16 protein-coding genes are annotated in these 21,158 nt (G+C 39.8%); 3 read left to right on the top strand and 13 right to left on the bottom strand.

Going from position 1 to position 21,158, the window contains the following annotated elements; all coding sequences use genetic code 11:
- Window positions 1-20: 20 nt before the first annotated feature.
- On the bottom strand, window positions 21-1,556 hold the full coding sequence (locus PO903_RS12425) for a methyl-accepting chemotaxis protein (protein WP_273593567.1): 1,536 nt from the start codon (window positions 1,554-1,556) through the stop codon (window positions 21-23).
- Between the two features lie 188 nt (window positions 1,557-1,744).
- Entirely contained in the window at window positions 1,745-3,181 is a 1,437-nt protein-coding gene (locus PO903_RS12420; RefSeq protein WP_273593566.1) for an amidase family protein, read from the bottom strand.
- A gap of 275 nt (window positions 3,182-3,456) precedes the next feature.
- Between PO903_RS12420 and PO903_RS12415 the strand changes: the two genes are divergently transcribed.
- The 3 genes from PO903_RS12415 to hepT are packed head-to-tail and all read left to right on the top strand — an operon-like array spanning window position 3,457 to window position 4,765.
- Complete coding sequence (locus PO903_RS12415) at window positions 3,457-3,894, top strand: GNAT family N-acetyltransferase (RefSeq protein WP_273593565.1); 438 nt, start codon at window positions 3,457-3,459, stop codon at window positions 3,892-3,894.
- 59 nt (window positions 3,895-3,953) lie between these two features.
- Window positions 3,954-4,367 (top strand): type VII toxin-antitoxin system MntA family adenylyltransferase antitoxin, encoded by a 414-nt coding sequence (gene mntA, locus PO903_RS12410; protein ID WP_273593564.1) that lies wholly within the window; start codon window positions 3,954-3,956, stop codon window positions 4,365-4,367.
- On the top strand, window positions 4,364-4,765 hold the full coding sequence (hepT, locus tag PO903_RS12405; RefSeq protein ID WP_273593563.1) for a type VII toxin-antitoxin system HepT family RNase toxin: 402 nt from the start codon (window positions 4,364-4,366) through the stop codon (window positions 4,763-4,765). Before mntA ends, hepT begins: the two co-directional genes overlap by 4 nt.
- Window positions 4,766-4,879: 114 nt before the next feature.
- On the opposite strand, the gene levB is transcribed toward hepT, so the two are convergent.
- From levB to PO903_RS12350, 11 genes are all read right to left on the bottom strand, one after another.
- Window positions 4,880-6,412 (bottom strand): 2,6-beta-fructan 6-levanbiohydrolase, encoded by a 1,533-nt coding sequence (levB, locus tag PO903_RS12400; protein ID WP_502921690.1) that lies wholly within the window; start codon window positions 6,410-6,412, stop codon window positions 4,880-4,882.
- A 218-nt stretch (window positions 6,413-6,630) separates the two neighbouring features.
- A complete protein-coding gene (gene sacB / locus PO903_RS12395) occupies window positions 6,631-8,145 on the bottom strand; it encodes a levansucrase (RefSeq protein ID WP_273593561.1) in 1,515 nt (504 codons plus the stop codon).
- 484 nt (window positions 8,146-8,629) lie between these two features.
- Window positions 8,630-9,478: a PRD domain-containing protein gene (locus PO903_RS12390; RefSeq protein ID WP_069326932.1), complete on the bottom strand. Its 849-nt coding sequence runs from the start codon at window positions 9,476-9,478 to the stop codon at window positions 8,630-8,632.
- Window positions 9,468-11,009 (bottom strand): PTS transporter subunit EIIC, encoded by a 1,542-nt coding sequence (locus PO903_RS12385; RefSeq protein WP_273593560.1) that lies wholly within the window; start codon window positions 11,007-11,009, stop codon window positions 9,468-9,470. The genes PO903_RS12390 and PO903_RS12385 overlap by 11 nt, the downstream gene beginning before the upstream one ends.
- A 208-nt stretch (window positions 11,010-11,217) precedes the next feature.
- A complete protein-coding gene (locus PO903_RS12380) occupies window positions 11,218-12,984 on the bottom strand; it encodes a glycoside hydrolase family 2 protein (RefSeq protein ID WP_273593559.1) in 1,767 nt (588 codons plus the stop codon).
- Between the two features lie 68 nt (window positions 12,985-13,052).
- On the bottom strand, window positions 13,053-13,865 hold the full coding sequence (locus tag PO903_RS12375; RefSeq protein ID WP_069326930.1) for a carbohydrate ABC transporter permease: 813 nt from the start codon (window positions 13,863-13,865) through the stop codon (window positions 13,053-13,055).
- Between the two features lie 17 nt (window positions 13,866-13,882).
- Window positions 13,883-14,767: a carbohydrate ABC transporter permease gene (locus PO903_RS12370; RefSeq protein WP_069326929.1), complete on the bottom strand. Its 885-nt coding sequence runs from the start codon at window positions 14,765-14,767 to the stop codon at window positions 13,883-13,885.
- Window positions 14,768-14,854: 87 nt separating this feature from the next.
- The gene (locus PO903_RS12365; RefSeq protein WP_069326928.1) at window positions 14,855-16,147 is read right to left on the bottom strand and encodes an ABC transporter substrate-binding protein; all 1,293 of its coding nucleotides are present in this window, start codon (window positions 16,145-16,147) and stop codon (window positions 14,855-14,857) included.
- 184 nt (window positions 16,148-16,331) lie between these two features.
- Window positions 16,332-17,936 (bottom strand): response regulator, encoded by a 1,605-nt coding sequence (locus PO903_RS12360; protein ID WP_137222280.1) that lies wholly within the window; start codon window positions 17,934-17,936, stop codon window positions 16,332-16,334.
- Window positions 17,929-19,755 (bottom strand): cache domain-containing sensor histidine kinase, encoded by a 1,827-nt coding sequence (locus PO903_RS12355; RefSeq protein ID WP_273593558.1) that lies wholly within the window; start codon window positions 19,753-19,755, stop codon window positions 17,929-17,931. Before PO903_RS12355 ends, PO903_RS12360 begins: the two co-directional genes overlap by 8 nt.
- 3 nt (window positions 19,756-19,758) lie before the next feature.
- Window positions 19,759-21,117, bottom strand: a complete 1,359-nt coding sequence (locus tag PO903_RS12350; RefSeq protein ID WP_273593557.1) for an extracellular solute-binding protein — start codon at window positions 21,115-21,117, stop codon at window positions 19,759-19,761.
- Between the last annotated feature and the right edge of the window lie 41 nt (window positions 21,118-21,158).

The raw sequence follows: 21,158 nt of genomic DNA, 5'->3' as shown, positions 1-21,158 counted from the left end.
TTTGTCTTTTTATTGACAAATTAAGATGCTTTTTCAGTCACAATTTCGTCACTTTTTACTAGAGCATTATTTTGATCCAATGAATGATTTAAGATATCAATCAATTGTTTCAATTCATCAATACTATTTGCAATACGACTCACGCGTGTAGATTGCTCTTGTAAGCTTGACGTCATTTGTTCTATAGACGCACTAGATTGTTCTGTTACTGCCGAGATCGTTCCTGTTTCGAGTACTGAATGACGAATACCTTCAATTAATTCTTTAAGCATACTGCCAATTTCTACCGAACGATCTGATACTGTATTCGCTTCTGTCATGATATCTCCAAACGAAGATTCGGTCTGCTCCGCAGAAAGTTGAATTACATCAATCGCTTCTTTACCTTGTTGAATACGACCGGATACGACTTCTGTCTGATCATGAATACGATGCAAGATATCTGTAATCAAGACTGTAGACTGTTGCGCTTCACTGGCTAGATCACGAATCTCGGTAGCAATAACTGCAAATCCACGTCCATGTTCTCCTGCACGAGATGCTTCAATACCTGCATTAAAAGAAAGCATATTGGTCTGACGAGCGATATTTTCAATCGCTTGAGATACAGAAGAGATTTCTTGTGCATAGTTGCGTAATGTATTCATCGCTGCATGGGTATTATCTATCGTTTGCCCCACTTCAAGCACACCTTCGCGCAAACGAATAACTTGTTCATTTCCTGAGCGAGTTAATGATGCTGTTCGTTCAGCTAGCTCTGTCATATCATTTGCGGTATTGCCAATATTGCGGATAAACGTTTCTGAATTTTGCATAGATGTATTAATTTCACCGATACTACCTGCTTGTGAATCAATACCTTTTGCAATTTCATTAAATCCTGTCGTTAACTCTTTACCGATACGATCTGTATCTTCTGCATTACGTTGCAATTGTCCACCGAATTGTGTCAACTCTTGTGCAGAACGCTCAACTTCTTGTAGTAAATTATCAATTTGTTCTTTTTGTTGATGCAAATTGCTCATCATCTTCTGACCCAAAATACAGATCGCTACCCCAGCAGAACCAACCATCGTCGTAACAGCAAATAATACGATCATATCCAATACAGGAAGCGCTGTTACCAATGGATCAAATACAAGTAGAATTACTTCTAACACGACTGCATATATGGTAGCTACAATACTGACACGCATATTCAAGTACACTACAGAAAGAGTGATATAGATCAAAAATGCTGACCATGAAGCTTGTGAAGGCAATACCCAGATAACACAAGTACATGCGATAAAAGATAACGGTGTTAATAAGTATTTACCTATGGATAAATGATTTGTTTTTTTAAATATAAAGAAAGCCGCTGGAACTAAAATACATACACAAACGATTAGATATAACCATGTATACAAATCGACCAGATGAAAAAAGTACATTGCTCCATAAATAGGAATACAACTGATCAAAATAATAGCTAACGTGTATAGCAAAAGTTTGGATGCTAATCTTTCATAAGCAGTTGCTTGTTTCTCTTCGTTGTTTGCTAATACGCTTTTCATAAGCGCCTCCTTAGTTGTCTGAGATCATAAAGTAACAAATAGTTCTATTTTACTATTTCGTCAAAATTCAGCAAAAAGTTTACAGCTAGTTCACTAAATTTTTTAGTTATTTTTCTGCATAAATAACCACGTAAAAAAGCAGTAACTCTGAAGTCAGAATTACTGCTTTTATTTATAGAATAAACGACTTATAACATAGGTCTTCTGCGTGCAGGTACCGTATGTTCAAAAGCATACGCGATTCGAATCAATTCGGGCTCTTTGTACGCTGTACTCATAAAGCTGATACCGAAAGGCATACCGTCTCGGCGATAACCTGCCGGTACAATAATTGCCGGATAACCCCCTACTGCGGGTGCATCAGTATGATTCGGGGAAAAGATCGCATCTAATTGATGCTCTCGAAGCAGACGATCTATACCTTCTTCTCGTGCTTGATTCCAATCGCTTAGACGAGCCTGAATATATTTAGCTTCAGTTAATTTACCTGACGTTTCATATTGCGCTTTGATCAAGATTTCTTGACCGTATTTGAGTGCATCTTGATGATGAAGATGATTATAATCAATCATATCTTTAAGTGTTCGAATCGATGATTGTGGACCTAGTGTCGATAAATAATGATTAAGCGCCGACTTGAACTCATACAATAAAACAGTCATGTCTTCTGAAGCAATATGATCCAGATCGGTATGGTCTACAATAACGGCTCCTGCATGATACATCGCTTCGATAGAAGCTTCCATAATCGACTTTTCTTCGTCGCTTAACTCATGCACATAAGCTCGATTAATACCGATTCGTGCTCCACGTAAGCCTTCTGCATCTAAATAAGACGTATAATCGGGTATCGGAACAGGTGAAGTCTGGGTTGGCGCATCTTGTTCATCTTTTCCAGCTAATACCTGTAATAGAATAGCAGCATCCTCTACATTTCTAGCCATTGGACCTGCTGTATCTTGTGTATAGGCTATCGGAATCACGCCTGTCCGACTAATCAAACCCAGTGTAGGCTTGATACCTACCAGACTGTTTTTAGCTGCCGGATTCAAAATCGAACCTGATGTCTCTGTTCCTACTGCTACAGCACATAGATTGGCAGCTACCGCAGCTCCTGAACCTGCGCTTGAACCGCCTACATCCAATCGTCCGGGGCCATACGGATTAAGCGTCTGTCCTCCGCGGGCACTGTACCCATTTTGCATATTGAAAGACATAAAGTTCGCCATCTCGGTCAGATTGGTTTTGCCTAAAATAACAGCTCCAGCTTTCCGTAATTGTCGTACTAAAAAAGCGTCTTCTGGAGCAAAAGAGTCTGATAACGCTAATGATCCAGCACTGGTATGCATATGGTCACCTGTATTAATATTGTCTTTAATCAAGATGGGTATACCATGCAGTTCACTACGAACTTGTCCTTGTGCTCGTTCTTGATCCATTTGAGCAGCAATATAGATCGCATCTGGATTCAATTCAATCACAGATCGTAATAAAGGGCCATCTTGATCTATTTCAGCTATACGCTGCATATACAAAGACGTTAACGATACAGAAGTCTGCTCTCCTTCTTCCATCCATTGTTGTAACTCTCGAATACGTACCTCTTGTAAAGGAAAATCGATCATTTGGACACTCCTTCCACTTCACTTACAAACCTTGTATCGATTCTATAATTGATTGATGTGTTGTGCAAATGTTAATTATTAATAAATACAGACTATAATCAATAAAAAAGAATCTGAATTATACTGACTGCAATTAAATAGCGCGGTTTACATTTACATTCATTTCGTTAAAATAGAAAGACGGTCTATTCCTTCTTCAAAGAATATCTATTTCTATAGAAGGTATTAAATGTAACTCATATAGAAAATCATAAACTAAAGGATGGAGCATACACATGGAACTATTGATAAAGCAAGTTGAGAATGAATATGAATTGGATCATTGTCTGTTTATCCGCAAAGCAGTTTTTGTGAATGAACAAGGTGTACCTTTGGACGAAGAATACGATGAGTGGGATAATGCCAATACTATCATCCCACATATTATTGTGTACGATGGTGAGACTCCTGTTGCCACTTCGCGCCTGCGTGTGGTTGAAGGTGTTGCCAAATTAGAACGTATTTGCGTAATGAAAGACTATCGTAAATACGGTGTTGGCAAAATGCTGGTTGAACATATGGAGCAATTGGCGCGAGAACAAGGTCTGACTCAAGCCAAATTAAATGGACAGACACAAGCCGCTTCTTTCTATGAGCGCTTAGGATATGTACAATCTTCTGAGATATTTTTAGAATCCAATATTCCTCATGTCTTGTTTACCAAATCATTATAATCTTTAGCAAAGTATCGATCTCTCTAGCACACTATCTAGAACAATAAGGAGTTGTTATTATGTCTAAGCTGTGTTTATCTTCCCATCAACAACTTCTTATTGTTCAGGAGTTGTGTAGTCTTGTTCAAGCACATACGATTATTATTTTTGGCTCTGTTGCCAAAGGCACTACAAGAGCTGAAAGCGATATTGATATTGCTTATTTGTCTCAAGTGCGCAGATCGACTTATCAACGATTTCGAATCGGACAGCAATTAGCCGATCAGCTAGATCGTGATGTTGATTTGATCGATTTTGAAGAAGCAAGTACAGTATTCCAAGTGCAGATTGCCAGTACAGGGATCGTATTATATGAAAAAAAGCCATTGATCAGACAACTGTCGTATATTCAAGCTTTCCGTGAGTATGTACAACTGAATGACAAGCGCCAACCGATATTAGATCACTTTATGAAGAAAAGAGGCACGCTATGAATCAAGATATTTTACTCAACAAAACGGCTACGATTCGTCGCTGTGTTGCACGTATTCATGAAGAGTATGCTGGAGATGAAGACAACTTATTTAACTATACCAAGCAAGATTCGATTATTTTGAATCTTCAACGGGCTTGTGAGGCTTGTCTTGATCTAGCAATACATATCATTTCTGAGCGCAATCTAGGCGTTCCACAGAGCAGTCGAGATGCTTTTGATCTTCTATTCCGCAATGGATTATTGTCTAAAGAATTGAATCAAAGTATCAAAGCAATGGTCGGCTTCCGGAATATCGCTATTCATGATTACCAAGGGGTACAAGTTGAAATTATTCAAGGCATTATCGAAGAACAATTGGATGATTTTGAACAATTTATTGTAGCGATCAGCGCTTGAAAATAGGAAATTGATGCTACACTCTCCTTTCTACTATACTAACTTAGAAAAAAAGCCGAACTCTTCTGATCTCATAACAATCAATAAGGTTCGGCTTTTATTATTCTTTATTGTTTATTTAAACTGTTTAACGACTATATTTTCAAAAACAGCTTTGCCACCGTCAGCAAATAAAGTAATCCCTTGATCTTCTTTATTCGGGAAAATCAAGCTAGAGTAAGCTACTGTACCATCATCTACAAAGACTTCGATACTGTTCTTATCGACTAATATTTTCAGATGGACTTTTTTCTTATCGGTATTGAAGGTTGTCTGACTTTCTAGACTTTTGCTTTGAGTATCAGGGTGACCGGTGTACGCTCTATTCACATACGTATATTTTCCTTCTACAAAGACACCTACATCGACATGACGACTTTGATCTTTAGACTCTCGAAGTCGCAATCCTACATTTTTAAGTTGTGACCACGAAATGTCTGTATCCAGCTGGAAAGAAGATCCACGGATATTAAGCGGCTCAGAACCTTCTACTTCCATTCGTTGTATTTTTTGGGTAGATGCAGGTAGTAAGCTAATCGCTCCAATCGGTTGAGAAGATAGATCATAAGATTGACCATTGAATTGAAGTCTTATTTTACGAACGATCGAATCCATACCGTTGAATCCCTCTTGTAATGTCGGTGTGTTGTTGACATAATCCCAGTTGTTCATCCATCCAAAAGCATAACGTTGCGCATAAGGATTAGAAGCTCCTGCGATATCAAAAGTAACAGCAGCATACCAATCAAATCCATGATCCAACCATTTCGGTTCTTGACGGTCAGCTATAAATTTCTTGCCATTAAAGCTTCCTGTCCAATATGCATACGTATTTGGATTGCCTGCTCCACGTCCGTTTGCGCTAGCACCGAGTACCCATTTGTAAGCTCCATTTGCCGCTTGCATCAAGTACAGATCAGGGCATTCCAGTATGCCTACATTTTCAGTAAGGAATCCACTGGTGTACGTCCACTTTTTCAAGTTAGTGGATGTGTAAAATCCAATCTTATTGCCTTCTGCCATCAACATAATCCAGTGTTTGGAATTGGCATCCCATATTATTTTGGGATCACGAAAATCGGCGTTACCGGGATTCGACAGAATCGGTTTTTTTCCATAGGCAGTGAAGGTATTCCCTCCATTTTTGCTATACCACAAATACTGTTCTTGCGCTCCACCGTTAGCAGAAGGTTGAGTCACAATTGCGATAAACGCATTTTTACCAAATCCGGCTGTGTTGTTGGTATCGACGACAACCGAACCTGACCATGGATCACCGTTTTTATTTGTATATTTAGGAATAGCTACTCCGTGATCTGTCCAATGGATCAGATCGGTAGAAGTAGCATGGCGCCATTCGGTACCATTGCCATCCGGATAATCTTTGTTATAGAGATAATAGTAATGATATTTCCCTTTGAAATAGATAGGACGTTGTGGATCATTTTTCCACTTGTCCGGCACTGTAAAATGATAATCAGGACGTTCGCTACTGACGGATGTTCCATGAGAAGCACTATTATGAGGAAGACTGTTTTGAGTACTTCCTTTTGCGCTAGTCTGTGTGAAAAAGTAGAGTAAGGCACCTAATATAATACATCCGAACACACTGAGAACAACGAGTGTCCGCCGATATTTAGATACGTGGTTGCTGTTGTTCAAGTGAGCACCTCCATATATTAGTGTTTCCTTTTTGGCGTCTACATTTCGTTCTACGGATAAAAGCAATAAAGGAAAAGAAAATGCCGCTGTGTGGCAGACATTTTCTTTCCCTGTGAATCTATTGAATCCTCAGAAATGATAGATTAAGAACTTATTCATTAAACTTATTGATTAGAAGTAATCTGACCTTGTTCCAAAATGCTATTAGGAACAACTTTGGTTTCACTACCATCGATTTCTACTTCAAAGCTTGGTGCAAATGTAGAATGATGATCAGTATAGAATCCTCTGTTGGTCATATAGCTTGTGATTACAACTTTATTACCTTTTACTTGTGGAATCGCAAAGTGAGCGTAGTTCCATGTAATATCGCGTTTGTTCAGATCTTGATGCAATACAAGTCCACTACCGTTAAGTGGTTTGTAAGGTCCATCAATTGAATCTGCTACATATCCAAGCATGTAGATATCTTCGGAGTCTACACCATCGACAAACATTTTAGCACCGCGTGTATCTGTAAATAGGTACCATTTTCCATTCATTTCAAAAATATTGGCACGTTCAATCTCATCGGTAACTGTGTTGGACGCAATAAGTGGCTTCATCACTTTTTTCAATGAATAGTCGTTGTTCAATTCAATAATACCCAATGCCCCATTCGCAATCGTCATATAATTACGGCTCGGGTTGTTCATTACTTTCTGGTATTCAGATTTGAAGAAATCGTCATCTCCACCATAATACGCTTTGTTGGAGAACATGGATTGACCTTGATAACCAGTCTCAGAACCTGTATTGGCTTCAAATACTAGATATTTGCGTCCATGATCTTCTACATAATGCGGATCTCTTAATGTATGGTTATCGGAGTAATCACCTGCACGGAATGCTTGATCCACCGTTTGATACATTTTACCATCACCATCAAAAATAGATTTGAGGTCTTCGACACCGTTGACTTGAAGTGTTCCATTAGAAGGTTCAGACACATTAATTTGAGCTGTTGTTAGTGTTTGTTTACCGAAAAATCCTTTATCGACATCCCACGGCTGACGGTTCGTATAGAATAAGCGAACTTTACCGTCTTTAGTCATTGTTGCTGAACCTGACCATTCTTCGGATTGATTATTTAAAATTGTATCGTTAGGTACCATTTTGTCGCTATCTTTAAATACACGACCTGCATTTTTCCAAGCATCTAATGATTGATCGCCTACTTTTTTATAGAACAGATAGATAAAAGTATCTGAGGATACTTTAGGATCACCTGCAAGTCCAAAAACAACTTCATATCCATTATAGTTGGCTACTGTACCGTCTGCATTTTGTAGTGGCCAAGTATCCCATACATCGAGATCAATCGTATTGCCATTTGCATCTTTTCCTACAGCAGAAGGAATATTGCGAATTTTGGATACATCAAATTGTGGAACTTTATAGCGAGACTCTGTTTGCTGATTAGCTATTTTCAATGCATCAAAACGTGTAAGATGTGTAAATCCGTAAGTATCGTTAAAAACAGATGCAGGTGTTTCTACAACAGGTGTTGGTGGAGTTGGCTGTGTCCCATTACCGTAATCGGATTCTGATCCACTTGCAAAAACAGAAGTTCCTCCTGTTAACATCGTTGCTGCCATCATCATAACAGCTGTTTTTCTTGAGAAATTCTTGATTTTCATTGTGTTCTTCCTCTCTAATTTCAAATTGTGGCTGTTTTGGCGCACAAAAAAGACCTAAAAATTCCTCTGAAGAACGAACGACACCTGTCGCCCGGATTCCTCACGGAGTTTTTAGGTCTTGCCTGCTTTACCAGTAACACACCCGAATATGCTGTTGCTGACATTTATTCTATAGGGCAAATCGTAAAGACACTATAGACTGAACGAATCAATTTGGAAAAGCGACACAAAAGGATAATTCTGTAATTTTTCATTCATTTTCATAAATTTTAGTCTTATTTTCACTGTTTCAAATTTTACATTTTTGTAATATGTCATTCGATATACATACTTTATACCTAGATCTAATTTGATTTTGAATAAATATCATAACCTATCGAATCAGGTATATAGACTTGATACAACTTTATTTTTCTTGTTATTCTCTATTAAAATCGCATGATTGATCTACTTTATCATTATATTCGATACGGATTAAGCTGGATTAACGGGAATGATGACCCAGTCTTTCGAGCAAGCGATTCACTTCGATAGTAATTAACACGCATTGACTCTCTGTAAATAGATAACCATATTCATCTTCCATATTCGCTGCCATCTCTTCTACCTGTTCATATACTGTTTTATATTTCTCTACAGCAATCTGAATAAGCTCTTGATTCAGTTCGCTTCCGGGCTGATCTTTTTGATATTCTTGAAGAATACTTTTGAGTTGGCTCATTAATCGTTCATAGTCTGCTGACTTGCGATCTAAAGATTGATTTAACATATATTCAATATCTTTGACCATGTCTTTCATAATTGCCGCCATACCTGCTGCTGTGTCTTGAGCTCCTACGTTCATCCGTGCAGTATGAATATGCATCGCAATATATCCTACTTCATCTTCAGGAATGTCAATCTGCAAGCGCTCGGTAATCAATTGCTTGGCATGAAGACCGATCTGGAACTCGGCAGGATACAATAAGCGAATCTCTTCCAAAAGCGTATTGTGGATAATCAGTCCACTCCGTAGACGCTCAAGAGCAAATGACAAATGATCGGTTAGTGCAATATGAATATGTTCATTAAAAGAAATCTGTAACTCTTGTTCAGCATAAGAAATAATACTTTCAGATACAGCGATCTCTTCTTCCGGTAACGTCTGAAGCATCTCTTGTAGATAACCGTACCGTTCCTGATCTTCTAGAATAAATAACTTCTCAATACGCTGTTTATCTACAATATCATTTTTGCCTTTTTCAAAAGAAATCCCACCGCCCATAGCGATCTTTTCCTGCCCGTGATCATCCACGACCACCGCATTATTATTGAGAATCTTTTTAATTTTCATAACGTCCTCCTGTGAATTTACGAACAATGTTTGAAATATGATATCGAAAAGCTGGCTTTTCTGCACCGAGCAATAGAGTCGTCATAAAAGCTATACCAGCTGAGAGTAGAAATCCAATCATATAATGGATAAAGTTCATTTCGCCAAACGGAATAATATAGACAAGCATCGGTATTCCTGTTAAGCCAAATGAGCTAGCGATCACATGATGAAAGCCGACATAAGCTCCGCCTACTGCCCCACCAATGGCTGCACTCAAAAAAGGACGACCTAACTTGAGGTTAACCCCGAGAGCAATCGGTTCTGTTATTCCTAAAAAAGCAGTAATCGATCCTGAAAGAGCTACTTTTCGTAGTTCGTTATTGCGAGTGGTTAAATAGACGGCTAGACCTGCCCCACCCTGCGCCATATTTGCCATCGACCAGATCGGTAGTAAGAAATTAACGCCTACACGAGGGTCAGCGATCAAAGCAACCTCAAGCGCTTGTATCCCTTGATGCAGTCCTGTTAATACAATCGTGCTATAGATACCGCCCAGAATAAATCCAAAAAATGTACCTCCATAGATAAAGAGATATTCTAACTCTTGACCTATCCATTCTCCCAGCCATATGGCGACCGGACTAATCAAAAGAATAGCCAGCGTCCCACCGATAATCAGACTGATGGCTGGAGCAAGAAGTGTAGATGCTGATGCCGGTAGTATACGGCGTATTCCTTTTTCTATCCAAGCCATAATCAGTGCTGCCAGAATAATCGGCATCATTGCACCTTGATAGCTAAATTGAGGGGTAACCATTGTATCTATATTTTGTACCGTCGTATCATAAGAACCTATTAGTATCGCTAGATCAGGTTGAGACATTGCAATCCCAAGTACAGCCCCGATCGCAGGTGTACCTCCAAATCGTCTTACTGCATGATAACCGAACAGTACGCTAATAATTTGAAAAGCAGAACTTGTTAATAACTGAAGCAATCGGAACCAGACTGCACCCTCTGTCACCCAGTCAGAAGATTGCAGAATCGTGACCAGACCTAATAAGATACCCGCTGCAATAAAGAGCGGTAAGATCGGGATTAGAATATCTGAAAAGATAGTCGCTACCTGTATAATACGCTGCATAATGCCTGACCTTTGATCCTGATCTGGTGATGGCATTGATGGTTCAGCTTGCAGTTCAGATTCTTTAGACTCTAAAATAGAAGGTTTTAATGCTGTTTGTTCATGCTGTTGAAGCCATAGATTGATTTTGCGATGTAACTTATAGACCAGCTCAGGACCTACAATAATCTGTAGTTGTCCGGGCAGTTTGTTTATATTTTGTACTTCTTTGATCTGGCGAAGTCCTGCTTCATCGATTTGATCGTAATTTTTTAATTTGAGCCGAATACGAGTCGTACAGTGAATGACTTCTACCATATTATCAGGACCACCGGATAGATCGATAAGACGGCGGGCAAGCTCTTCTATCGAATGATCTTTTGCACGTCTATGACGAGAAGAAGGTAGGTCTATTTTATCCGACAACACTATTCCTCCTTTATCGGGTTGAATCCAGTATGATTTGACTGTGTACACTTATTATAAAGTAACAACTTTGTAGTATAGGATAGTTTAGGGGTTATGACAATCTTTAGATGAACAGAATATGTTTTTAACTATGTACAAAAAGTGCTGTTCACTATCTGACTTGAGCAGTCAAAAGATAGCAAACAGCACTTGGTATAGGTAGATCTTAAGATTGATTCATAACGATACGTCGAATATCTTCTAGTGGCACTTTGGGCTTACGATCATACGTAACCAGACCGTTAATCTCCTGTTCGACATCGGTCAACTGGGTATAACAGAAGCCTTGAACAATCGGAGAACGATGTAGCGGACGAATTACTGCGGCTAAGCGCTGTAGATAATCTTCATCATTGTCTGCCCCCGAGTATCCCCAGCCTTCCCACTCACTTTTTTTATACGCGATTCCGCCGAACTCTGTAATCAGAATCGGTTGCCCTTGATAAGTCGCTCCCCCTACAAAAATCTCTCGATTCCCTGGCAGACTATGTACAGCCTTTTCAATCGAAGCATAACGTTCATTCAACACTTCTTCTTGCCATGCATAATCATGAATCGCTACCAGATCGGTATCCATCATTTCCCAGCCATCATTATAAATAACAGGACGTGTATCATCCAGTGACTTGGTGAGATGATAGAGAGCCAGTCCATGCTGTTGTTGACGCTGATCATTTTTGACATTAGGAATGCCCCAACTTTCATTCATAGGAACCCAGACGACAATGGATGGATGATTGTAATCCCGTTCAATCACTTCTTGCCATTCTTGCGTGAATCGGCGTACATATTCTTCCGAATAATTGTAAGCATTTGCTGCTTCTCCCCATACCAGTAACCCTTTGCGATCACACCAGTATAAGAATCGTGGATCTTCCATTTTCTGATGCTTACGTACACCATTGAAGCCCATCGCTTGCGTCAACTCAATATCTTGAATAAAAGCTTCATCCGACGGTGCGGTTAAAATGCCATCCGGGAAATATCCTTGATCCAGTACCAGACGTAGAAAATAAGGTCGATTATTCAGATGTAACTTTCCATTTTCAATCGAAATCTTACGCATCCCAAAGTATGATTCTACCGCATCTACTACGTTATCCTGCTCAATCAATTCTAATCGAATATCGTATAAATGTGGCTTTTCTGGTGACCACCAACGTCCTAATTCATGATCGTTAAAATCATGCAGACCGATCGAGCGGGTATGTTCATGATGAGTCACTACAAATTCATCCTGTGCTACCAATTCGCCTTCAAAAGAAATGGTTAATCGTGTACGCATTCCTTTTTGACGTGTAGATGGAGAATAAAATAAGCGTACTCTAACTTCATTTCGATCAATATCGGCTGTAAATTTAGCTTTGCTTATATGAGCAGGGTCTACTGCTTCTAACCATACCGTCTGCCAGATGCCTGTCGTACGGGTATAGAAAATACTTGCTGAATCTTCTTTCCAGTATTGCTTCCCCCGTGGCAATGTTACATCTTGACTAAAATCTTCTACCCGCAAAATAATCTGATTGTGCTCTTCTTCCAGTAACTCTGTAATATCTGCTTGAAAAGGAGTATGTCCACCTTCATGAAAGGCTGCCCATTTGCCATTTACCCAGACTGTAGCTGTATAATCGACGGCTCCAAAATGTAAAATCGTACGTTTATTTTGCCAATCGGACGGGATCTGAATCGATTTACGATACCAGACCAGATCATGAAATCCAGTATCTCCTATTCCACTCAACTCACTTTGAAAAGTAAACGGAACTTGAATCTTCTGATCGAATGCCGCTTGCTGATCAAGATGCCATTTCTCCTGATCGCCTACACGTTTATCGTCAAAAGCAAATTCCCATGTTCCATTGAGATTGATCCAGTCTGCTCGCTGGAATTGAGGTCTAGGATATTCAGAACGAGTTGTTGTTATATTCACCATCATAATTCCTCCTTTAAAAGTATACCTGTCTGTATGATTGATCCGGCTATTGATATTCAGCTTAGTGGTTATAATTCTTTCCCGCCTGTAAATGCAATCCCTTTAATAATCTGTTTCTGGAAAATAAGAAATACGATTAAGACTGGAACAGCGGCTAACGCATTAGCTGTCATCGGAAGCGCATATTGCTGGACATACGAACTCTGAAACATCGGTAATCCTAATGTAATCGTCATATAGGCTTTGTCCGAGATCGAGATCAGTGGCCATACATAATCGTTCCATGCTCCAATAAAGCTAAAAATACCTAATGCAGCTAACGCAGGACGAGACAAAGGTAAAAAGATGCTATACCAGACTTTGAAAAAACCTGCTCCATCAATTCGTGCGGCTTCTTCAAGGTCTTTCGGTAATCCATCAAAAAACTGCTTCAGAATAAAAATCCCCATCGGCCCTGCCACTGCTGGCAAAATCAGCGAAGTTCGTGTCCCCAGTAGACCCCAATCACGCATAAACAGATACAATGGAATCAATGTCGCTTCTGCTGGAATCATGAGTCCAGATAAGAACAATAGAAACATAAATTTGCTACCTGGAAATTGAATACGAGAAAATGCGTATGCCGCCATTGACGATAAGATCAGTACCAGTACTGTAGTAATCACAGACACCATCAGACTGTTACCCATCCACCCGAAGATCGGAGCCTGACTCAGTACTTTCTGATAATTGACAAATGAAAGCTGAAAACCATTAGCAAATACACTTTGCCCTTCTGGCGTAAACGATAAAGCCAACATCCAGATCACAGGAATAAGAAAAAAGATCGCTAACGCTACAGCTACAATGCGAATAAAATAATAATAGATTCGATCCATCATCCTACATTCGCTCCTTTCTAAGATTCCAATCTACGTAAAACAAAGGTCTGTATTAAAGAGATCACTAGAATCACCAGCATAAGTACAAATGCTATCGCAGACGCATATCCCATCTGGAACGTCTGAAATCCATTTTCATAAATCGAAAATACGACAGTTTTGGTGGCTCCTGCGGGTCCTCCGCCTGTGATCAATTTGGATTGACCGAATATTTTGAACGAAGCAATCGTCTGAAGCACAATCACAAGTATCGTAATCCGTGATAATGATGGTAATGTGATATACCAGAATGTCTGCCAGCGATTCGCTCCTTCGATCTGCCCTGCTTCATAAAAAGATGCTGGAATATCTTGAAGCCCTGCTAGAAATAAAATAAAAACAAATCCTACTGTCCACCATACGGTAGACATAATAATAGCCGCCCATGCTAAAGTCGGTTCCGATAACCAGAAAATCTCTTCATGGATTAAACCTAATCCACGTAAAATCTGATTAAATAAGCCGGTGTACGGCTGTAAAAAAATCACCCAAATGCTAGAAATAACAGAAACAGATAACACATACGGCATAAAAACAGAGATCCGAAAAAAAGACTGCCCCCGACGTATACTGTGAACAAGAATCGCTAATAATAAGCCAATTCCACTAACCAACGGCACACTAATCAATGTAAATACGATCGTATGCAATAGGTTGCTACGAAATTCTTCGTCTTGGATAAGATTCGTATAATTTTCAAAGCCTACAAAAACTTTATCTCCTAGCAAAGACCAGTCATAAAAACTGATGCGCAGACCGTACAAAATCGGAAATAAAGAAAAAAGAGCAAAGAAAATCGTATATGGCAAAATCATCAATATGCCTGTGATCCACCCTTGATGTGATAAGGATTTGGTGCCCATAGATGAGACTCCTTTCTTCAGCTAGATCAGACAAAAGAAGCGGTTTGATGTCTATGTCGCTCCGCTTCTTTTGTGATGATCCTATCTTTATTTTCCAGTAATCTTGTTGGTAGAAGCATCTGCTTTTTCTAAAGTGGTCGCTGGATCTTGTTGACCTGCTAACATTTTTTCGAACTCTTTGACAATATTGTCGTTAACCTGTCCTTGTTTTTCATTACGAGGCCAGTATTTCACAAAGTCAGCCGATTGCGCATAATCACTACGATATGGCATGTCTTTGAACTCTTGAGAATCCAATACTTTGGTTACACTTGGAATATGCCCTGCTTTTGCCCACATGTCCCCATGTTCTGCAAGCCAATTGGCAAACGTCAATGCAGCTTGCTGTTTCGCTGGATCTTCTTGACTGTGCTTCGGCAAAGCTAACGTATGCGAATCGCCCCATGTTGCCGGCTGATCGTAGATTTGTGGCATCGGTACTACCGCAAAGTCCAAATCTTTAATATTTTCAAATGATCCGGTACTCCATACCCCTGTGATGAGTACGGCTGCTCGCTGATCTTGAAATAATTTAACCGCATCATTTACATTCGGTGGAATTAATTTGGATGTATACAAGCTATTCACGTATTCTAATGCTTGTTTGGCTTGTGGATTGTTAAGTTCTGCTTTGCCATTTGCATCATAGAACTTCCCTCCACCAGTTAACTGATTATAGAAGCCCCAGAACATCCAGTACGCATCTATACGCACGCTTGGTTGTGCAAGTGGAGCGACATCTGCTGGAACTGCATCTTTAATTTTAGTTAAAAATGCGGTAAAGCCTTCTGGTGATGGATCGAATACAGGTTTGCCGTCTTTGAGTACGCCTGCTTTTTCCAGATACGTCTTGTTGTAATACATGACGATCGCATGAGTATCCAGTGGAATCGAATAATGTTTACCATCGTAAATCGTCGATTCTAAAATCGTAGGATTGAATGCATCCCAGTCCACTTTGGAACCTGCTGCTAGATCATCTAGTGGGGTCACATAACCCGCTGGTACAAATTGTGGCATCCGTGAGGAGTGCAATACTGCTAGATCAGGCGCTTGATCCGAAGCTAACGATGTCTGTAGCTTGGTATAGTAATCTTCCGAGCGATTACTTAGCTGTTCCACTTGAATATCTGGATTCTCCTCATTAAACTTGGCTACCATTGCCGCCATAAATTCTCCATCTCCACCACTAAATGGTGTCCAGAATGAGATTTGTGTTTTACCACCTGTTTTGCCACTTTCGGTACTACTAGCAGGTGCACTACCTCCAGCACAAGCCGACAGAATAAACATAGCAACCAGTAGTATAGAACCAGCTTGCAACCATTTTGTTTTTCTCATCAATAGAACCCCCTTGTCGAATAATGAAGAATGTGCGTTTTTAGATAACGCTTACATTTCAAATCTTAATGTATTCTTCAAGAAGGAACCATGACGCTTTTTTCGATGGTATAGACATATATTTAGGTCTGTTGCCTATATGTGCATATTGCGTTCAAGCGATGATGAGATAGTGGCTACTTCATTACACCGGATGTTGATAATGACGACGACTATCCCGATACTGTTTGGGTGTGGTACCTGTTTCTGTTTTGAATACTCTATTGAAATGCCGAATATTTACAAACCCTGTATCATAAGCAATGGTCGCAATCTTCTCATCACTATGGATTAATCGCTTGATCGCTTCTCGAATTCGAATATCAGTCAATACTTCGACAAATGAATGCCCTAATCTATTTTTGAACAGACTGCTGAGATAAGAAGCATTTAAATAGACTTTTTCTGCCATTAGACTGAGAGTAATCGGTTCAGCATAATGTTCTTCCAGATAACGTACTACCTGATCTACAGCGTGGATCACATGTCCTTCTTTACGCTGAATCAGCTCATACAGCGAATACAATAAATCTCCACAGTAACGGGCAAGTTGCTGGCGTTCATTAATCAGTAGTACATTTTGTAATATCCCACCCATATCCTGCTTATTCAGCCATTCACTGAGTACGTTATAATCAAGGGCAATCTCATAACACTCTAATAATATTTTGCAGATCTGTTGTTGGATCACTTCAGGATTACTGATCTGACGACATAATCGTTCGATAAAAGCTTGGACTTGCTTTGTTAATTCTTGTCCATTTTCTTCTGCTAATAATTGTTCCAAAAAATGTCGGTCTGCTGCTTCTAATCTGGATAATGGCATTGTATTTGTTGTGGAAGATTCATAGACAAGTACTTGATCTCCACCCGAAATCAAACGATAGAGCAGAGCTGTCTCTGCTTCACGATAGGATTGGGGTACCGATTCGAGATCAGCCACACCACCACCGATACCTATCGTCACGGTCATCTGGGATATACGTTTAATGCTACGAATTAATTGTCCTGACAATGATCTAATCTGCCGGGCTGTCTGTTCACTGTGATCACTATTAATGAGTGCAACCACTTGATGATGATCGATAAATGTGTAACCTTGTAAAGGCTCCAATATGATCTCACGGACAAATTGTTGAATATACAAAAAGAACAGTTCAGGATCATTCTGTTGATACCGTTGTTCTGTGACAGAATCTCGATCCAATTGAACAATCAGACAATATATACCGGTATGGGGAAAAGAAATATTCGCTTGATCCAATAATTCACCTTCATCATAAGCACTATTGCCATGAATCAGACTGCTTAATATTTGTTGTCGGATCACTTGCTGACTAGGAATATGCTCTGCTAACGATTGCGATTCATTTTCTTTGGTTAACTCTGCTTCTACTTTGCCCAAAGCGGTGTACAGTTCTTCTTTATTAACAGGCTTAAGTAAATAATCTCTGGCTCCACTGCGAATCGAATGACGTGCATATTCAAAATCATTATGTCCACTGAGCACAATACAGCGAATAGATGGATACTGTTCTGCTACCGTGGCTTGAAGCTGGATACCATCCATACGAGGCATCCGTATATCGGTGATTACTAAATGAGGGCGTTGATCCTGAATCATTTCCAGTGCTTCCAGTCCGTCACGCGCTTCACCGATCACTGTCCATTCCAGATTAGATTCATGAATCAAATGGGTGATTCCTTTACGAAAAATCATTTCATCATCAACAACTAATACGTTATACATGATCAGTATCTCCTTTCTTCAACTCCTCTATATGATCAACCTCAACGATAGGCATAGTCACGATCACCTGTAACCCTCCTTCATCCCGATTATGCAACGTAATGCCATACTCATTACCATATTTGAGTGCAATTCTGCGATGAACATTAACCAATCCATGACCTCCCGGCCCTTCTGGCAATATCCCTGCTTCCATATGGTGATGTTGTTCTTCAATCCATTCGTTTTCCATACCTGGTCCATTGTCGATCACATCAATCTGAATCTGTTTATTCTGTCTATGCACTTCTATCTGAATATAAATATCTCCACGACCTCGTTCTAAGCCGTGAATAATTGCATTTTCTACAAGCGGTTGTAACGTTAAACGAATTATCGGATGTTGTAGCAATAATGGATCTGCATGAATCGTATACGACAATCGCTCATCATATCGGATACGCTGAATCGACAGATATCCTCGTACATGCTCTAGCTCCTGTTCAATCGTAACTTCACTATGATCGCTTCCGATACTATACCGTAGCAGAGCACTCAGATGATTGGTCATCTGCACCACTTCACGATTGCCTTCGAGTTCAGCGTACATACTGATAGAACCCAGTGTATTGTAGAGAAAATGAGGATTGATCTGACTTTGTAGTGAAGCAATCTGTGCATTTTTTTCTCGAATCTCTGTTTCGTATAACCGATAGGTTAATGACCCTAGACGAGACACCATAATATTAAACGTTCGACTTAAATGTCCGATCTCATCGGTCTGATGTACTGGCAAAGCAATATCGAATTCTCCCCGTTCTACAAGTTTCATCGAATCCCGTAATACACTAAGCGGTCTTGTGATTCGCATCGCATGAAAAATCGACACAATTACCGATATAATGAGACAGATACCACCTAACCAGATCATTTGCCGATTCACCTGCCGGGCATCCTGTACCAAGACAGCGACAGGCACTGCTTGAAGAACCGTCCAATGCGTGACAGGCGATGTCTGATATGTAAGCAACACGGATTGTCGCCCACTATCTATCGTTAATGTTCCTTCTCCTCCATACTGTTGCAAAGTAGCATCTTCTACAGGAAAAGACGGGCTTTTATAAATCAATTGCTTATGCTGATCCATCATGGCAAATAATGAGGTCGGAAAACCGGCAAGATGAGTAATTCGATCTGTGAGCGCTTCAGCAGGAACATCGATCACCAGTGTACCTAATTCTTGACCATCATCCAGACTACGAATCTTACGCGCAATTGAGAACACTTGATATATAGTTCCATTATCAGACAATACCGCATGAGGAGCGACAAAATATCCTTTACCGGATAATGCTGTATTTACAGGTAATAATCGTTCTCGATCTCCTGACTCTGCAAATCGACCGGGACTATCAGGCAATTCTACATAAGACGAATGCGTATGATTGGTAAACAAAGCCACCCCTGCAATATCTACACGTCCATTGACCCGAATCCGTCGTACAAAACTTTCTAATAGTAGACGATCTTCATATCGATCGATCACTTGATCTTGCTTGTCATGCTCAAGATACTCCATCATTTCTGGAGATTGATACGGCAAAATAGACAATAAAACCAACTCATTCATATAAGCATCTAGATTCGATGTAAATTCACGCACTACATCCGCTTGATATTGCCCGGCATTGTTTTGAATAGAATCAGAATAGCCAATACTCGATATCCATGAAGAGATGACTAACGGAATCGAAATCAGTGTGATATTCATAATAATCAGCCTTGTGACTAACCGCATATTTTTCCAGCGACGAATCCAATGTTTTATAGGTATCTGCATCCCTTACTCCTTCAAAATCTGGTTAATTAACGGCTCTAAATGATTTAACATTTGATCAACACTTTGCTTGCCGTACCAGATTTTCTCCAATTCATTAATCAGCGCATCACTCATCATAATTTGCTTCGGATGACTGGGGAAATATTCGACATGATTGGCTTCTGCAACATACTCTTTACGAAATGGAAGCGACAAATATGCAGGTGATAAAGCTTCGGCTTGAACAGCAGGTACATGCCCTGCTTCTCCCCATATGGCTCCATGCCGGGCTAACCAGTTGGCAAATTTAATCGCCGCAAGTACTTTTTGAGGATCTTGTTCATGATGGGTTGGAAAAGCAAGTGTATGCGCATCACCCCATGATCCAGCATGATCATAGATTTGTGGAAAAGGCATGACCCCAAAATCCAAATCAGGTACTTTTTCAAATGAACCAATAGACCATACGCCTAGAAAAAGTAAAGCTGCTTTCCCCTGTGCAAATTCATTAGAAGCATCATTGATATTCGGCGGAATCAATTGTTGATCATACAGTGAAGTGACTAATTCTAGCGATTTCTTAGCGGCAGGCATATTTACAGAAGCACGTGTGCCATCCGAAGTATATAATTGTCCTCCTCCATTGATCTGAGCGTACAATGACCACCATAACCACAACGAATCAATACGTACATTGGGTACAGCTAGAGGAGCAACATCTTGTGGGATATGCTGTTGTAATTTCTGCAAAAAGTCTACAAATCCTTGTTCTCCGGGTTGCATCTGTACTTTACCATCTTGATATAAGCCTGCTTTGGCTAACCACTTTTTGTTGTAATACAATATGCTAAAATGAGTATCCAGTGGAATTGCATAATGTTGTTCATTGACCATCGTTCTTGCAAGAATTGATGGATTAAAGTCTGTAAAATGTACTTGCGCTTTTGCAGCGAATTTATCTATATTTTGTATAAATCCTGCGGGGATATACTGAGCGAACATAGATGCATGTACAATCGCTACATCTGGTGCTTCTTCGGTCACGATCGCCGTCGATAATTTGGTATAGTAATCATCTGATTTATTATTTTTCATCGTGACTACAATATGATCAGTATTTTCTCGATTGTACCGTTGTACCAATTCATTCATAAATGAAATATCGCCCCCACTAAAAGGAGTCCAAAATGATATTGAAATAGACTCGGGAGCAGATGAATCCGTAGAGGATATTGTGCTCTGTCCATCACCCCATAACGATGATAATCCTCCACGATAAACTCCATAACTTATCAGTCCAATCATCAATATCATAAGGCTTAGCAACACACTATATAATCTAAGCTTTGTCATCGAAAATAAAGATTGTTTGATCCATTTCATCATCTAATTCAACCTCGCTTTGTAGATGTGCTTCATCCTTA

Source organism: Paenibacillus sp. PK4536 (assembly GCF_028594455.2).
Lineage (GTDB): Bacteria > Bacillota > Bacilli > Paenibacillales > Paenibacillaceae > Saccharibacillus > Saccharibacillus nuruki.
This window is presented reverse-complemented; position numbering and strand designations above follow the sequence as displayed.

Coding starts and splice junctions, on each gene's coding strand:
- PO903_RS12425 (WP_273593567.1), bottom strand. CDS start 1,556: ATGAAAAGCGTATTAGCAAACAACGAAGAGAAACAAGCAACTGCTTAT.
- PO903_RS12420 (WP_273593566.1), bottom strand. CDS start 3,181: ATGATCGATTTTCCTTTACAAGAGGTACGTATTCGAGAGTTACAACAA.
- PO903_RS12380 (WP_273593559.1), bottom strand. CDS start 12,984: ATGGTGAATATAACAACAACTCGTTCTGAATATCCTAGACCTCAATTC.
- sacB (WP_273593561.1), bottom strand. CDS start 8,145: ATGAAAATCAAGAATTTCTCAAGAAAAACAGCTGTTATGATGATGGCA.
- PO903_RS12390 (WP_069326932.1), bottom strand. CDS start 9,478: ATGAAAATTAAAAAGATTCTCAATAATAATGCGGTGGTCGTGGATGAT.
- PO903_RS12370 (WP_069326929.1), bottom strand. CDS start 14,767: ATGGGCACCAAATCCTTATCACATCAAGGGTGGATCACAGGCATATTG.
- PO903_RS12375 (WP_069326930.1), bottom strand. CDS start 13,865: ATGATGGATCGAATCTATTATTATTTTATTCGCATTGTAGCTGTAGCG.
- hepT (WP_273593563.1), top strand. CDS start 4,364: ATGAATCAAGATATTTTACTCAACAAAACGGCTACGATTCGTCGCTGT.
- PO903_RS12365 (WP_069326928.1), bottom strand. CDS start 16,147: ATGAGAAAAACAAAATGGTTGCAAGCTGGTTCTATACTACTGGTTGCT.
- PO903_RS12360 (WP_137222280.1), bottom strand. CDS start 17,936: ATGTATAACGTATTAGTTGTTGATGATGAAATGATTTTTCGTAAAGGA.
- mntA (WP_273593564.1), top strand. CDS start 3,954: ATGTCTAAGCTGTGTTTATCTTCCCATCAACAACTTCTTATTGTTCAG.
- PO903_RS12415 (WP_273593565.1), top strand. CDS start 3,457: ATGGAACTATTGATAAAGCAAGTTGAGAATGAATATGAATTGGATCAT.
- PO903_RS12350 (WP_273593557.1), bottom strand. CDS start 21,117: ATGAAATGGATCAAACAATCTTTATTTTCGATGACAAAGCTTAGATTA.
- PO903_RS12355 (WP_273593558.1), bottom strand. CDS start 19,755: ATGCAGATACCTATAAAACATTGGATTCGTCGCTGGAAAAATATGCGG.